Source organism: Streptomyces alfalfae (assembly GCF_004127445.1).
Lineage (GTDB): Bacteria > Actinomycetota > Actinomycetes > Streptomycetales > Streptomycetaceae > Streptomyces > Streptomyces alfalfae.
Genome location: NZ_QEXM01000029.1, coordinates 1 through 14,714, shown reverse-complemented (window position 1 = coordinate 14,714; position 14,714 = coordinate 1). Strand labels below are relative to the sequence as shown.

At 72.7% G+C, this 14,714-nt stretch carries 11 protein-coding genes; 7 read left to right on the top strand and 4 right to left on the bottom strand.

Going from position 1 to position 14,714, the window contains the following annotated elements; translation table 11 throughout:
• Positions 1–151 precede the first annotated feature (151 nt).
• From DCW30_RS12640 to DCW30_RS12630, 3 genes are all read left to right on the top strand, one after another.
• Positions 152–1,846, top strand: a complete 1,695-nt coding sequence (locus DCW30_RS12640; RefSeq protein ID WP_076684400.1) for an MFS transporter — start codon at positions 152–154, stop codon at positions 1,844–1,846.
• A 100-nt stretch (positions 1,847–1,946) separates the two neighbouring features.
• Positions 1,947–2,174, top strand: coding sequence for a hypothetical protein (locus DCW30_RS12635; protein ID WP_076684399.1), 228 nt, complete (start codon positions 1,947–1,949; stop codon positions 2,172–2,174).
• A gap of 870 nt (positions 2,175–3,044) precedes the next feature.
• Positions 3,045–3,638, top strand: coding sequence for a dihydrofolate reductase family protein (locus tag DCW30_RS12630; RefSeq protein ID WP_076684398.1), 594 nt, complete (start codon positions 3,045–3,047; stop codon positions 3,636–3,638).
• A gap of 90 nt (positions 3,639–3,728) precedes the next feature.
• Here DCW30_RS12630 and DCW30_RS12625 read toward each other — a convergent pair whose 3' ends face one another.
• Entirely contained in the window at positions 3,729–4,526 is a 798-nt protein-coding gene (locus DCW30_RS12625; protein WP_076684397.1) for an alpha/beta fold hydrolase, read from the bottom strand.
• A 137-nt stretch (positions 4,527–4,663) separates the two neighbouring features.
• On the opposite strand from DCW30_RS12625, the gene DCW30_RS12620 reads away from it, so the two are divergent.
• The 4 genes from DCW30_RS12620 (at position 4,664) to DCW30_RS12605 (ending at position 8,865) form a co-directional block, all read left to right on the top strand.
• A complete protein-coding gene (locus DCW30_RS12620) occupies positions 4,664–5,620 on the top strand; it encodes a MerR family transcriptional regulator (RefSeq protein WP_076684396.1) in 957 nt (318 codons plus the stop codon).
• 45 nt (positions 5,621–5,665) lie between these two features.
• Positions 5,666–6,058, top strand: a complete 393-nt coding sequence (locus tag DCW30_RS12615) for a MerR family transcriptional regulator (protein ID WP_062774186.1) — start codon at positions 5,666–5,668, stop codon at positions 6,056–6,058.
• On the top strand, positions 6,055–6,405 hold the full coding sequence (gene trxA / locus DCW30_RS12610) for a thioredoxin (RefSeq protein ID WP_076684395.1): 351 nt from the start codon (positions 6,055–6,057) through the stop codon (positions 6,403–6,405). Before DCW30_RS12615 ends, trxA begins: the two co-directional genes overlap by 4 nt.
• A gap of 222 nt (positions 6,406–6,627) precedes the next feature.
• Complete coding sequence (locus tag DCW30_RS12605) at positions 6,628–8,865, top strand: HelD family protein (protein WP_076684394.1); 2,238 nt, start codon at positions 6,628–6,630, stop codon at positions 8,863–8,865.
• Between the two features lie 16 nt (positions 8,866–8,881).
• On the opposite strand, the gene glgB is transcribed toward DCW30_RS12605, so the two are convergent.
• The 3 genes from glgB to treS all read right to left on the bottom strand — a co-directional run.
• Positions 8,882–11,515 carry a 1,4-alpha-glucan branching enzyme gene (gene glgB / locus DCW30_RS12600; RefSeq protein WP_079249995.1) on the bottom strand — a complete coding sequence of 878 codons (2,634 nt, stop codon included), beginning with the start codon at positions 11,513–11,515 and terminating at the stop codon, positions 8,882–8,884.
• Between the two features lie 26 nt (positions 11,516–11,541).
• Positions 11,542–12,984, bottom strand: coding sequence for a maltokinase N-terminal cap-like domain-containing protein (locus DCW30_RS12595; RefSeq protein WP_062774194.1), 1,443 nt, complete (start codon positions 12,982–12,984; stop codon positions 11,542–11,544).
• A 116-nt stretch (positions 12,985–13,100) separates the two neighbouring features.
• A partial coding sequence (treS, locus tag DCW30_RS12590) for a maltose alpha-D-glucosyltransferase (RefSeq protein ID WP_129299893.1) occupies positions 13,101–14,714 on the bottom strand: 1,614 nt, incomplete at its 5' end.

Below are 14,714 nucleotides of genomic sequence, written 5' to 3'. Positions count from 1 at the left end.
TAACTTGCACAATGGTGTGTATTTGCACAGCGCTGTGCAAGCGCGCGCCGGCTGTGCGAGAACGCGATGGCGGAACGGCCGCGCGACGGCTGCGCAGGCGCGCGACAGACGAAACATCCGCAGGGAACAGGGTCGAAAGGGTGAGGCTTCGGTGGCGCTCGTCATGAAGCAACCGGTCGAGAAGATGGAGCAGCCGTACGGGCGCCGCTGGTGGGCGCTGGGGGTGCTCTGCCTGAGTCTGCTGATCATCGTCATGGCGAACACGGCGCTGACCGTGGCGGCGCCCGACATGACCAAGGACCTCGGCCTCTCCAGCTCCGACCTCCAGTGGGTCATCGACGGCTACACCGTCCCGTACGCGGCGCTGATGCTGCTGCTCGGCGCGATCGGCGACAAGTACAGCCGTCGCGGCGCGCTCGTCCTCGGCCTCGTCGTCTTCGGCGCCGGATCGGTCGCGGGCTCCCTCGTCGACAGCTCCACGGGGGTCATCGCGGCCCGCGCCGTGATGGGCTTCGGCGCGGCGATGATCATGCCCGCCACGCTGTCCCTGCTCGCGGCGACGTTCCCGCGCGCGGAGCGGGCCAAGGCCATCGTTCTGTGGACCGCCACCGCCGGCCTCGCGATCGCGGCGGGCCCGCTGGTCGCGGGCGCGCTCCTGGAGGACCACGGCTGGGCGTCGACCTTCCTGATCAACGTGCCGGTGGCCGTCCTCGCCATCCTCGGCGCCTTCGTGCTCATCCCGCCGTCCAAGGCCGGGCACTCCAACCGGATCGACTACGTCGGCGGCCTGCTCTCCGTCGTCTGGACCGGCGCGCTGATCTACATGATCATCCAGGGCCCGCACTTCGGCTGGGACGCCAAGGCGATCTCGGCGGCGGTCGTCGCGGGCGTCGGCCTGCTGGCCTTCGTCGGCTGGGAGCTGCGCCACCCGCACCCGATCCTGAACGTCCGCCGCTTCCTCGACCGCCGCTTCGCGGGTTCGAACCTGGCGGTGGCGCTGTTCTTCCTCGCGGTCTTCGGCGCGTTCTACTACCTCACGCAGCACCTGCAGTTCGTCCTCGGCTACAACCCGCTGGAGACCGGCACGCGCATGCTGCCGCTCGCGGGCGCGGTCTTCGTCGGCTCGGCGCTGACCGGCTTCCTCACCCCGCGCATCGGCATGAAGATCACCGTGTCGGCGGGCATGGTCGCGGGCACGGTGGCGCTCGCGCTGCTCACGCAGGTGGACGCCGGGTCCACGTACGGGGACTTCGTGGCCCCGCTGATCGTTCTCGGCCTCGCCATCGGCCTGGCGCTCTCGCCCTGCACCGACGCGATCATGGGCGCGTTCCCCGAGTCGGAACTCGGCGTCGGCGGCGCGGTCAACGACACGTCCCTCGAACTCGGCGGCTCGCTCGGCATCGCCATCCTCGGCTCGGTGCTGGCCAGTTCGTACTCCTCGAACCTCGCGGACGCGGCGAAGGCCTCCGGCGCCAAGCTGCCCGACGGCACGCTGGACACCGCGCAGGACTCGGTGGGCGCCGGTTACGCGGTGGCCCAGGGCATCGGCGACCAGGCCCGCGCGACGGCCGAGAAGGCGGCCCACGCCGGCTCGCAGCAGCAGGCGGCCCAACTGAAGGGCCAGGCCGAGCAACTGGCGCAGGGCGCCCACAAGATGGCCGACGCGGTCGGCTCGGCGTTCTCCGACGCCGTCTCCCACACCAGCCTGGTCGGCGCGGCGATCCTCGGCGTCGGCACGGTGCTCGTCGCGGTGCTGCTGCCCCGGAAGGGGCGGGACGAGACGGCTCCGGAGACCTCGGACGAGCCCGCGCCCCGGAAGGCGGCCGAGCCGCAGCCGCAGAGCTGACACCACCGCAGGATCATGACCGACGCCCCGGGTAGCCTCGGGGCGTCGGCGTATGACCAGCGCCGTCGGTGACGGGGACAGCCGAGGGACGGGGAGAGCCATGGCCGCCAAGCCGGTGAAGGCCGCCATCGGGGAGATGTGGATCAACTGCCAGGTCTGCGGCTCGGAGAGGTTCCGCGAACGGGACGTGAAGCTGAACAGCTTCGGCATGGAGTTCATGAAGCTGGCCTGGGCCGACGAGACGGCGACCGGGCTGATCTGCTGGCGGTGCGGCTATGTGCACCTCTTCGTGAACCGCGAGATCAAGCTGTACCGCGCGGACACGTAGCGGGCCGTGGGGCCACCGGCCCAGCGAGGCCGTCCCCGCCCCCGGCCCACCGAAGCACCGCGAGGCATTGCGCGGCGGGCGAGTGCGGTGGCGCTCACGAGTCTTGTCGGTGCGTGGCCCTCGGCGCGAGGACGGTTCCGGTGCCGCTGTCACGGCAGGGCCGGGCATGGTCCGCTGCTGATGTCCCGGGGGGCGGCGGTAGCAGCCCCGCATCGCCCCGCGCTGCGCGCCGTCACGTGTTCTCGCCCCGGACGACATGCGTCACGGGCGCCGACCCCGGTCGACGGCCGCAGGAGAAGTGAGGAGCCGTGGGGCTCTTGGTCGCGCACGGCTCCACTCAGGGCGGCGGCGTCGCTTGCGGCTGGCGACTGGATCTCGCGGGTCGCAGCGAAAGCGGTGGACGCTCGGCTCGCGGGCGTAGCCCGAGCGGCAAGCGGGGCGGCACGGATGGCCGGTGGTGCGGTGGCCGTCATGCCGAAAGCCTGGCCCAGTGGCCCAGTGGCCCAGTGGCCCAGTGGCCCAGTGGCCCAGCGGCGCAGTGGCGCAGTGGCGCAGTGGCGCAGCGGTCGGCGGGCCGAATACCTGTCCGGCGGCGCGGTGCCTGACGTCCCGACAGCCCGCCCGGCCGGAGCGGTGGCCGGCGTGCCGACAGCCTGCCGGACGACGCGGTGCCCTCCGGCCGACACCCCTTCCGGCGGCCCAGCGCGCCGCGAGCCGACAGCCTGCCCGGTCGGCGCAGCGCCGCCGTACCGACGGCCTGCCCCCCGGGGGGGGGCGACGCAGGCCGCCGTGCCAGAAGCCTGTTGACACCACTCCAAGTGAAGTACTACGGTCACACCACTTCAATCGGAGTGTTACGAGGGAGCCCCCATGCGAAAGCTCGTCTACTTCATCGCCGTCAGTGTCGACGGGTTCATCGCCGGGCCGGACGGTTCCGACCCGACCGGCCCCGACGGCTTCTGGCCGGTCGGCCAGGACTACGTCAAGCACCTCGCGGAGACGTACCCGGAGACCCTGCCGGCCCCGGCCAGGGAGGCCCTCGGCGTCACCGCCGAGGGGACGCACTTCGACACGGTCCTGGAGGGACGCAGGACGTACATGATCGGCGTGGACGCCGGGCTGCCCAACGCCTACCCCCACCTGCGGCACCTCGTCTTCAGCCGCACCCTGACCGAGAGCCCCGACCCCGGCGTCGAACTCGTCGCCTCCGACCCGGTCGAGAAGGTGCGGGAGCTCAAGCGCGAGGACGGCAAGGACATCTGGCTCTGCGGCGGCGGCGAGCTGGCCGGGGTGCTGCGGGACGAGATCGACCGTCTCGTCGTCAAGGTCGGGCCGCTGACGCTGGGTTCGGGCACACCCCTGTTCTCACAGAAGACGCCCTTCGAGCCGGTGCGCTACGAGCGCACGGACGTCGTACTCCTCGACAGCGGCACGATCTTCCTCACCTACGACAAGCAGAGCTGACGCACGCCGGCACAATCAGCCCGTCCAGCACACCGGCCCATCACCCGCACCCCAGCACACCCCCGAGCCCCCGCGCCCCGGCACTCCCCATCAAGCCGTGCCGAGCCGGCGGCCCTCGCCCGCCGCCGCGCTCAGCAGGACGCCGGACAGCTCATCGGGCACGGACAGCATCGGCCAGTGCCCGGTGGCCAGTTCGAAGAAGGTCGCCCGTGGGTCCGTGAGGTGCTGCACCATCGGCAGGCCCGACGCCACCAGTGCTTCGAGCGCGGCGATGTCCGCCGTGCCGCCGGTGGTGCAGAAGATCCCCGTCGTCGCCAGCGCGGCGACCTTCTCCGAGATCCGCAGCTTCTGCGTGCACGGGCCCAGCGGCATCGGCGAGGACAGGCGCGCCAGCCGGTCGAGGGCTTCGGGGGAGACGCCCGCGAGGTTCCCGTTCTCCAGCCACTCCGCGCGGGTCGGCGCGGGGATGCGCCAGCCGTCCTCGGCCCGCTCCGGCATGCCGAGCGTCCGCTCGCGGGCCGGCGAGGGCGGCATCAGCTCGCGCACCTGGTCGAGCATGGAGTAGCCGTCCTGTGGCAGCGGCGAGTCCAGGTGGACGAGCCGGGCGATGCGGTCGGGCCGCCGGTCGGCGGCGCCCGCGGACGGATAGATGCCGTAGCAGTAGCCGACGAGGACGACCTCGTCCGCCTCGACGTGGTCGATCGTCTGGACGACGTCCTCGATGTGCGTCTCCAGGTCCACCCCGGGCCCCGCCAAGTGGCGCCGGTCGCCGAGGCCCGTCAACGTCACCGCTTGCGCCTCCGCCCCCGACCCGCGCAGCCGTTCGGCCACGTCACGCCAGAGCCAGCCCCCCGTGTAACCACCCGACACCAGCACGAACGCCGTCATGATTCCTCCTCCTGTGTGAGCCCGGACGTGAGCCCGTACGCGAGCCCAGACCCGAACCCCTCCTCCGCGCGGCCCGGCCCTCCGGACCGCCGCTTGCGCCCGTACGCTAAGAACTCCCTCTGAGGGAGGTTCAAGGCATGAGGGCGGAGGACAGCGGCGCGGGCTTCGGTCCCGACGGCCTGTGGAGCATCGGCCGGCTCGCCGAGGAGGCGGGCGTCACCGTGAAGACCGTCCGCTTCTACTCCGACCAGGGACTGCTGCCCGAGGCCGCACGCAGCGGCGGCGGCCACCGCCGCTACGGGCCCGACGCGCTCGACCGGCTGCGCCTCATCCGGTCCCTGCGCGCCCTGGACCTGCCGGTGGCGGAGGTGGGGCGGGTCCTCGACGGGCGGGACGCGCTGGAGGACGTCGTCGAGGGGCAGTTGCGCGAGGTCGGCACCCGGCTGACCGCGCTGCGCTGGCGCGAGGCCGCGCTCCGGCTGCTGCACGACTGCGCCCCCGAGGAGCGCGCCGAACGGCTGCGCCTGGTCGGCGCCCTCGGCACGCCGCCGAGCACGGCCGCGCTCGCCCGGTTCTGGCGGCGCTGGCTGCCCGCGCGGATGCCGGCCCGCGTGGTCTCCACCGTCGTCGAACAGGCGGTCCCGCGGCTCCCCGACGACCCGAGCCCGGCCCAGGTGCTCGCCTTCGCGCGGCTGCACGCGTTCGTCTCGGGGCCCTGCCCCGGCCTCGGACACCCGGAGCGCGGCCGTGATCAGCCCGAGGTGCACCTGCCGGGCAAGGGGTACCGGCCCGCCGTGCTCTACGAAGGCCTGCCCGAGGCCTTCGAACTCGCGGCGGCGCAGCTCAGGGCGGGGCGCTCGCCCCACGGCGGCGAGGCGCTCGACTGCTTCGTCGCCGTCCACGCCGCCGCCCTGAACGCCCGCGACAGCGCCGACTTCCGCCGCGGCCTGCACCGCATGCTCGCCGCCGAGCCGCGTCTCGACCGCTACTGGCAGCTCACCGCCGAGGTCACCCGCCCCCGGACCGGGCCGCCGGAGCCGACGCCGGGCGCGGCCGACGACTGGCTGCGGGCGGCCCTCAAAGCCGCGGTGTAGCGGAGGGCTGGCCTTGACGCCGACGTCAAGGACTACCGTCGGGCCATGCGAATCGGCGAGCTCGCGGCGCGCGCGGGGACGACCACGCGGACGCTGCGCTACTACGAGTCCCGCGGGCTGCTGCCCGCCCGGCGCACCGGCAACGGCTACCGCACGTACGACGAGGACGACGTGCGGCTCCTCGAACAGATCAGGACCCTGCAGGACTTCGGGTTCGATCTGGAGGAGACGCGGCCCTTCGTGGAGTGTCTGCGCTCCGGTCACCCGGAGGGCGACTCCTGCCCCGCTTCGCTCGCCGTGTACCGCCGCAAGCTCACCGAACTGGACGCGCTGATCGGTGAGTTGAACGCGGTGCGGGAGCAGGTGGGGGCGCAGCTCGTGCGCGCCGAGGCGGCGCTCGAAGGCGGCCCCGAGCCGCGGTGTGAACTGACGGGATGAGGAGAGTGGCGGCAGTGAGGGCAGCAGGCGTGGCCGAGGTGACGGACGCGGATTTCGAGGCGGAGGTGCTGCGGGAGGCAGACCGCCCGGTGCTGGTGGAGTTCACGGCGGACTGGTGCGGGCCGTGCCGGCAGCTGGCGCCGGTGCTCAGTGAGCTGGCGCGCGAGGAGGCGGACCGGATCAAGATCCTCCAGCTGGACGTGGACCGGAGCCCGGAGGCCGCGATCGCCTACCGGGTGCTCTCGGCGCCGACCATGATCGTGTTCCGGAAGGGTGAGCCCGTGAAGCAGATGGTGGGCGCGCGGGCCAAGCGGAAGCTGCTCGCCGACCTGGCCGACGTGCTCTGAGAACCACCGCCGTGCACGGGGAGGCGGGACAGCGCACGACGCGCGGCAGCACACGGGAAACGCGAGAACACCCCGGACGAATTGACGTCCGGGGTGTTTCCCTGCGTATAGTGGATTCTTTCGCGAAGCTCTGCCTATTTGCCCGATCGATGAACTGTCGATTCAGGCGTGGCGACCTCAGCGGAATATCTATAAGAGCACTGTAACGGGCAAGGGGCTGAATTGTCAAGCGAGGAATTGCGGGAAGAGCAGCAATTCGTCTCCGGTCTTTACGCGCGCCTGGACGCGCTGCGCGAGGAGGCCGAGGCCGCGGTGCGGACGTCGTTGGCGCAGGTCGGAACCGGATACCAGGCGCGCCTTGAGCGGGACGTCTCGGTGGCGGAGCAGTCCGGGCTGCTCGCCGCCTTCGACTCGGGGGAGAACGGGCTCTGCTTCGGCAGACTCGAATTCCGCGACGGCCGCGACCACCACATCGGGCGTATCGGAATTCGCGCGTCGGACACCGAGCGCACCCCGCTGGTGATCGACTGGCGCGCCGATGTCGCGCGCCCCTTCTATCTCGCGACCGGCCATACGCCGATGGGCCTGCGCAGACGCAGGCACATCACCACCGAGGGCCGCGAGGTCACCGCCCTGCACGACGAGATCCTGGATCTCGGCGACACCCGCCGCACCGGACACGAGGGCGCCGACGCCGACGAGGTGCTGCTCGCCGCGCTCGACTCGGCGCGCACCGGCCGTATGCACGACATCGTGCAGACCATCCAGGCCGAGCAGGACCGCGTCATCCGCGCCCCGCACCGCGGCGTCATGGTCGTCGAGGGCGGCCCCGGCACCGGCAAGACCGTCGTGGCGCTGCACCGCGCCGCCTACCTGCTCTACGCGCACCGCGAGCTCCTCGCCAAGCGCGCGGTCCTGATCGTCGGCCCGAACCCCGCCTTCCTCAGCTACATCAGCGAGGTGCTGCCCGCGCTCGGCGAGACCGGGGTGCTGCTCTCCACGGTCGGCGAGCTGTTCCCCGGCGTCACGGCGACCGGCGCCGACAGCCCGGCGGCGGCCGAGGTGAAGGGCCGCGCGGAGATGGCGGACGTCCTCGCCGCGGCGGTCCGCGACCGGCAGCGGACCCCCGAACCGGGCGAACCGAGGGTCATCGAGCACGACGACGGCGACCTGATCCTGGACTGGACGATCGCCGACGCGGCGCGCGAGGCGGCCCGCGCGGCCGACGTCCCGCACAACCTCGGCCGCCCCTACTTCGCCTTCCACGTCATCGACGCGCTCACCGCTCAGCTCGCCGACCGCATCGGCGCCGACCCCTACGGCGGCCCCAACTTCCTCGGCCCCGACGACATCGCCCAGCTCGGCAAGGGCGTCGCGGCCAGCGGGGAGGTCCGCGCGGCGATCGAGGAGCTGTGGCCGACGCTGACCCCGCAGGGCTTCGTCACCGACTACCTGGAGGAGCCGACGGGCCTCGGCGAGGCCGACGCGGCGGCGATCCGACGCCCGCGCGGCGCGGCCTGGACGCCCGCCGACGTCCCGCTGCTCGACGAGGCCGCCGAGCTGCTCGGGCACGACGACAGCGCCGAGCGGGCGCTCGCCGAGGCCCACCGGGCGGAACAGATCGCGTACGCGCAGGGCGTCCTCGACGTCTCCCGGGCCTCGCGGACGTACGAGTTCGAGGACAAGGACGAGGACGACGCCGAGGTCCTCCTCGCGCACAACATCATCGACGCCGAGCGGATGGCCGAGCGGCAGGAGGAGGCCGACCACCGCAGCGCCGCCGAGCGCGCGGCGGCCGACCGCACCTGGGCGTTCGGCCACATCATCGTCGACGAGGCGCAGGAGCTCTCCGCCATGGCGTGGCGACTGCTCATGCGGCGCAGCCCGACCCGTTCGATGACGCTGGTCGGCGACCCGGCGCAGACCGCGGAGGCCGGCGGCTGCGGCTCCTGGGAGACGATCCTCGCGCCGTACGTCGAGGACCGCTGGGAGTACACCCGGCTCGGCGTCAACTACCGCACGCCCGTGGAGATCATGGACGTGGCGGCGGAGGTGCCGCGTGTGGCGCGGCCGGACTTCCGGCCGCCCAGCTCCGTGCGGTCCACGGGGATACGCCCCTGGGCGCGCCGCGCGGACGACCTCGCCGCCGCCGTGGCCGAAGCGGTGGCCGCCGAGGCGGCGGACGAGGGCCGCCTCGCGGTGATCGCGCCCCGCGAGCTCCACCCGGAGCTCGCCGCACAGCTCCCCGGAGTGACGGCCGGGGAGGCCTTGGACCTGACGCGGCCGGTCGTGCTGATCGATCCGCGTCAGGCGAAGGGCCTGGAGTTCGACACGGTCCTGGTCGTCGAGCCCGCCCGCTACGGCACGAGCGACCTCTACGTGGCCCTGACCCGGGCCACGCAGCGCCTCGGCGTGCTGTACGCCGAGGAGCTGCCGGTCGCGCTCAAGCGGCTCGCGTAGCCCGGAGCCCGCGCTCTCAGACCGGCCTGAGCCACACCGTGGCCAGCGGCGGCAGGGTCAGGCGCAGGGACGCGGGACGGCCGTGCGACGCCACCGGCTCCGGCTTCAGCGGGTCGGGGCTGGTGACGTCGCCGCCGCCGTAGCGGGCCTCGTCGGTGTTCAGGACCTCCTGCCAGGCCCCGAACCCGTCCGGCACCCCGAGCCGGTAGGCGTGCCGCACCACCGGGGCGAAGTGGGAGACGGCGAGCAGCGGCTCGTCCGCCTCGTCGTAGCGGAGGAAGGCGAGGACGTTGTCCTCGGCGGCGTCGCCCTCCACCCAGGCGAAGCCGCCGGGGTCCGTGTCGCGCTGCCACAGGGCGCCCTCACGCCGGTACACCGTGTTCAGATCGCGTACGAGGTCCCGTACGCCCCGGTGGTCGGGCTCGGCGCCGTACGCCGGGTCGAGCAGCCACCAGTCGGGGCCGTGGTTCTCCGACCACTCCGCGCCCTGGGCGAACTCCTGGCCCATGAACAGGAGCTGCTTGCCGGGGTGGGCCCACATGTAGCCGAGGTAGGCGCGGTGGCCCGCGCGCTGCTGCCACCAGTCGCCCGGCATCTTGGAGACCAGTGACCGCTTGCCGTGCACGACCTCGTCGTGCGAGATCGGCAGGACGTAGTTCTCGCTGTAGGCGTACACCATCGAGAACGTCATCTCGTTGTGGTGGTACTTGCGGTGCACCGGCTCCTTCGCCATGTAGCCGAGGGAGTCGTGCATCCACCCCATGTTCCACTTCAGGCCGAAACCGAGCCCGCCGCGTGCCGGACTGTTCGGGGCGCCGGGACCCAGGTGGTGGGTGGCCCGGGTCACGCCGTCCCAGGCGGTGGACTCCTCGGCGATCGTGACGACGCCGGGGCAGCGGCGGTAGACGGTGGCGTTCATCTCCTGGAGGAAGGCGACCGCGTCGAGGTTCTCCCGGCCGCCGTGCTCGTTGGGGGTCCACTGCCCTTCCTCGCGGGAGTAGTCGAGGTAGAGCATCGAGGCGACCGCGTCGACGCGCAGGCCGTCGATGTGGAACTCCTCGCACCAGTAACTCGCGTTCGCCACGAGGAAGTTGCGCACCTCGTTGCGGCCGTAGTCGAACTCCAGGGTGCCCCAGTCGGGGTGCGCCGCCCGCGCCGGGTCCTCGTGCTCGTACAGGGGCCGCCCGTCGAACTCGGCGAGGGCCCAGTCGTCGCGCGGGAAGTGCGCGGGCACCCAGTCCATCAGGACGCCGATCCCGGCGCGGTGCAGCGCGTCGACGAGGTGCTTGAAGTCGTCGGGGGTGCCGAGGCGGGCCGTGGGCGCGTAGAACCCGGTGACCTGGTAGCCCCAGGAGCCGCCGAAGGGGTGCTCGGCGACGGGCATCAGCTCGACGTGCGTGAACCCCAGGTCGGACACGTAGGCGGGGAGCTGCTCGGCGAGCTGCCGGTAGGTGAGGCCGGGCCGCCAGGAGGCGAGGTGCACCTCGTAGACGGAGAACGGCGCCTCGTGGGCCGGCCGTTCGGCGCGGCGCGCCAGCCAGTCCTGGTCGTGCCACTCGTGGTGCGACTCGTACACGACCGAGGAGTTCGCGGGCGGCGTCTCCGTGCGGCGGGCCAGCGGGTCGGCGCGCAGCGTCTTGGAGCCGTCGGGACGGGTGATCTCGAACTTGTACAGCTCGCCCTCGCCGACGGACGGCGCGAACAGCTCCCAGACCCCGCTGCCGCCGAGCGACCGCATCGGGAAACCGGTGCCGTCCCAGTAGTTGAAGCCGCCGACGACCCGCACCCCGCAGGCGTTCGGCGCCCACACGGTGAAGCGGGTGCCGGCCGCGCCCTGGTGCACCATCGGGCGCGCCCCGAGCGCGTCCCACAGCCGTTCGTGCCGTCCCTCGCCGATCAGATGCAGGTCGAACTCGCCGAGCGAGGGCAGGAAGCGGTACGCGTCGTGGGTGACGTGCTCGGCGTCCTCGTAGGTGATGTGCAGCCGGTAGTCGTCGGGCGCGGCAGGCAGCGGGAGCACCGCGGAGAAGAACCCCTCGCCGTCGTCGCGCAGCTCGGCCCTGAGATCGTCGGCGACCACCCGGACGGCCTTGGCGTAGGGCCGCAGGGCGCGGAAGGCGATGCCACCGGCGACGGGGTGCGCGCCGAGCACGCCGTGCGGATCGTGGTGGGTGCCGTCGAGCAGGCGTACGCGGTCCTCGTGCGGGACGGGCGAGGCGGCGACGGGCGCGGGACCCGCGACGGGGACGGACTCGGCCCTGGCGGCGGGCACGGAGCGCGTCCGGGCCGGGGGCACGCTCTCCGTGCGGGCGGCGGGCACCGGCTTCGCGGGCCGCCCGGCCGCGGCCTTCTTCACGGGCTTGGCGGCCTTCGGGGGCTTCGCCGGCTCGGCGCTCCGCACGGCCTTGGCGGGCGTCGCCTTCTTGGCGGCGGCCCCGACGGCCTTGGCGGCCCCGGCGGCCGGGGTGGCCTTCGCGCGCTTCCCGGGCTCGGGGGCGTCCGCGGGCTCGGCGGCCCTCGCGCCCGCCGCATCGGGGCTCGCCCCGCCCGGCGCCGGTGCGCCCTCGTGGGCCTGCGGTTCTTCGGGGGGCCTGGGGCCGGACGGCCGCGCGGCGGTCTCGTCGGACGGTTTGCGGGGACGGCGGGTCACTGGAGGAGCCTCCTGGGAAGGAGCGGTCAAAGGGCGTCGTCGGCGGAACCGGTCCCGGCGAGGCGGCGGGCGGCGGCCAGCGGGACCCGGAGCCAGCCGGGGCGGTGGCGGGCCTCGTAGAGAACTTCGTAGACCGCCTTGTCGGTCTCGTGGGCCCGCAGGAGCACGGGGTCGGTGCGCGGGTCGCGGCCCGAGACGTCGGCGTAGCCCACGCAGAACGCGGCCCGGCAGTCGGTGGCCCACGCGGGGGCCCAGGGTTCGGTGGAGCAGGCCGCGTAGTCGAAGGAGCGCAGCATGCCCGCGATGTCACGGGCCGTGGGCTGCGGGAGCCTGCGCTCGGCGAGCGGGCGTGCGGGCTCGCCCTCGAAGTCTATGAGCGACCAGCCGCCTTCGGGGGAGCGCAGGCACTGCCCCAGGTGCAGGTCGCCGTGGACACGCTGGGCGGTCCACGACTGGCCCTCGCCACCCAGGTCGGCCAGCGCCTCGAAGGCGGTGAGCAGCCCCGGGGCATACGGCCGCAGCGCGGGCACCGCCCGGGCGGTGGCGTCGAGGCGGTCCGCCATGGCGTCGGCCAGCTGTTCCACCTGGGCCCGGCCCAGGGTGACGGTGGGCAGCGCGGCGGCGAGTGCCGCGTGCACCTCGGCGGTGGCGCGGCCGAGCGCCCGTGCCTCGTCGGTGAAGGACTCACCCTTGGCGAGCATGCGCAGGGCCAGCTCCCAGCCGTCCTCGGCGGCGGCGAGATAGGGCTGGAGCACACCGAGCCCGCACTCCTCGTCCGCCGTGCCGGGGCCGGCGCCGAGGTCGGCGAAGAACCAGGCGGCGGGCGCGGGCACCCGCGCGCAGCCCTGCCGGGCGAGGTGGAGCGGGAGCTCCAGGTCGGGGTTGGTGCCGGGCACGACACGGCGGTACAGCTTCAGGATAAACGTATCTCCGTATATCACCGAGGAGTTGGACTGCTCGGCCCTGAGCGGGCGGGGCGCGAGGCCGCTGGGTATCTCCACGTCCATGTCGCGCTCGAAGCGGAGCGGTCCGTGCCGCCCCGGCATCCGCAGCCGTTCGAGGAGCAGCGCCGCGAGCCGGGGGTCGTGCAGCGCCTCGTACACCGTGTGTCCGGCGAGCGGTCCCTCGGTGACGTGGCCGATGAAGGCGCCGGCGAGCTGGGGCGGCAGGGGGCGGCGTACGCCGATGAGCAACTGGTAGCAGTCGCCGGGCCCCCCGGCCGACGCGCCCTCGGGGCCGGGGTCCTGCCCGGAGCCGGGCGGCTGGTGGACCCGCAGGAGCAGGTGCAGCAGGCCCGTCGGGGAACTGCGCGGGAGGAGTTCCGTCACCGCCACCGGCTCGAAGCCGCTGATGGGGCGGCCCTTCCCGGCGAACCAGCGCTGCCGCGGCAGCCACTCGCGCAGGAGCGGGTCGAGCGAGGCGAGCAGCGCGGTGGCGTGGGCGTTGGGGCGGGTGGCGGCTTCCGACATGACGTCGCGTCCTTCCGCGTGGCGGACAGGTCAGTGTGCGGGGGTGCCGGTCTGCGTTGGGTGCCCGGGGCGGGGCGGGGGAAACCGCCCCCGCGCGGGCCTCGCGCGGCCGGAGCCTACGCCGGTTCCTGGCGCAGCCGGAACCAGTAGAAGCCGTGCCCCGCGAGGGTCAGGAGGTACGGCAGGTCGCCGATGGCCGGGAAGCGCACCCCGCCGATCAGCTCGACGGGATGGCGTCCGTTGAAGGCTTGGAGATCCAGTTCGGTGGGCTGGGCGAACCGCGAGAAGTTGTGCACGCACAGCACGAGGTCGTCCCCTTCCTCCTCCGTCGGCGGCGCTTCCCTGAGAAAGGCGAGGACGGCGGGGTTGGAGGAGGGGAGTTCGGTGTAGGTGCCCAGGCCGAAGGCGGGGTTCTGTTTGCGGATCTCGATCATCCTGCGGGTCCAGTGCAGGAGCGAGGAGGGCGAGGACATGGAGGCCTCGACGTTGGTGACCTGGTAGCCGTAGACCGGGTCCATGATCGTGGGGAGGTAGAGGCGGCCGGGGTCGCAGGAGGAGAAGCCCGCGTTGCGGTCGGGGGTCCACTGCATCGGGGTGCGGACCGCGTCGCGGTCGCCGAGCCAGATGTTGTCGCCCATGCCGATCTCGTCGCCGTAGTAGAGGATCGGCGAGCCCGGCAGGGACAGCAGCAGGGCGGTGAAGAGTTCGATCTGGTTGCGGTCGTTGTCCAGGAGGGTGGCGAGGCGGCGGCGGATGCCGATGTTGGCGCGCATGCGCGGGTCCTTGGCGTACTCCGCGTACATGTAGTCGCGCTCCTCGTCGGTGACCATCTCCAGGGTCAGCTCGTCGTGGTTGCGCAGGAAGATGCCCCACTGGCAGCCCGCCGGGATCGCCGGCGTCTTCGCCAGGATCTCGGAGACGGGGTAGCGGGACTCACGCCGCACCGCCATGAAGATGCGCGGCATGACGGGGAAGTGGAACGCCATGTGGCACTCGTCCCCGCCCTTCTCGTAGTCCCCGAAGTAGTCGACCACGTCCTCGGGCCACTGGTTGGCCTCGGCGAGCAGGACGGTGTCGGGGTAGTGGGCGTCGATCTCCGCGCGCACCCGCTTGAGGAGGTCGTGGGTGCGGGGGAGGTTCTCGCAGTTGGTGCCCTCTTCGGCGTAGAGGTAGGGGACGGCGTCGAGTCGGAAGCCGTCGATGCCGAGGTCGAGCCAGAAGCGCAGGGCGGAGATGATCTCTTCCTGGACGGCCGGGTTCTCGTAGTTGAGGTCGGGCTGGTGGGAGAAGAAGCGGTGCCAGTAGTACTGCTTGCGGACCGGGTCGAAGGTCCAGTTGGAGGCCTCGGTGTCGACGAAGATGATGCGGGCGTCGCCGTACTGCTTGTCGTCGTCGGCCCAGACGTAGTAGTCGCCGTAGGGTCCTTCGGGGTCGGTGCGCGAGGCCTGGAACCACGGGTGCTGATCGCTGGTGTGGTTCATGACGAAGTCGATGATGACGCGCATCCCGCGCTGGTGGGCGCTGTCGACGAACTCCACGAAGTCCGCCAGGTCACCGAACTCCGGCAGCACCGCCGTGTAGTCGGAGACGTCGTAACCGCCGTCGCGTAAGGGGGACTTGAAGAAGGGCGGCAGCCAGAGGCAGTCCACGCCGAGCCACTGGAGGTAGTCGAGCTTGGCGGTGATGCCCTTCAGGTCCCCGATGCCGTCGCCGTTGCTGTCCTGGAAGGA

Coding starts and splice junctions, on each gene's coding strand:
- DCW30_RS12635 (WP_076684399.1), top strand. CDS start 1,947: ATGGCCGCCAAGCCGGTGAAGGCCGCCATCGGGGAGATGTGGATCAAC.
- DCW30_RS12630 (WP_076684398.1), top strand. CDS start 3,045: ATGCGAAAGCTCGTCTACTTCATCGCCGTCAGTGTCGACGGGTTCATC.
- DCW30_RS12625 (WP_076684397.1), bottom strand. CDS start 4,526: ATGACGGCGTTCGTGCTGGTGTCGGGTGGTTACACGGGGGGCTGGCTC.
- DCW30_RS12620 (WP_076684396.1), top strand. CDS start 4,664: ATGAGGGCGGAGGACAGCGGCGCGGGCTTCGGTCCCGACGGCCTGTGG.
- DCW30_RS12615 (WP_062774186.1), top strand. CDS start 5,666: ATGCGAATCGGCGAGCTCGCGGCGCGCGCGGGGACGACCACGCGGACG.
- trxA (WP_076684395.1), top strand. CDS start 6,055: ATGAGGAGAGTGGCGGCAGTGAGGGCAGCAGGCGTGGCCGAGGTGACG.
- DCW30_RS12595 (WP_062774194.1), bottom strand. CDS start 12,984: ATGTCGGAAGCCGCCACCCGCCCCAACGCCCACGCCACCGCGCTGCTC.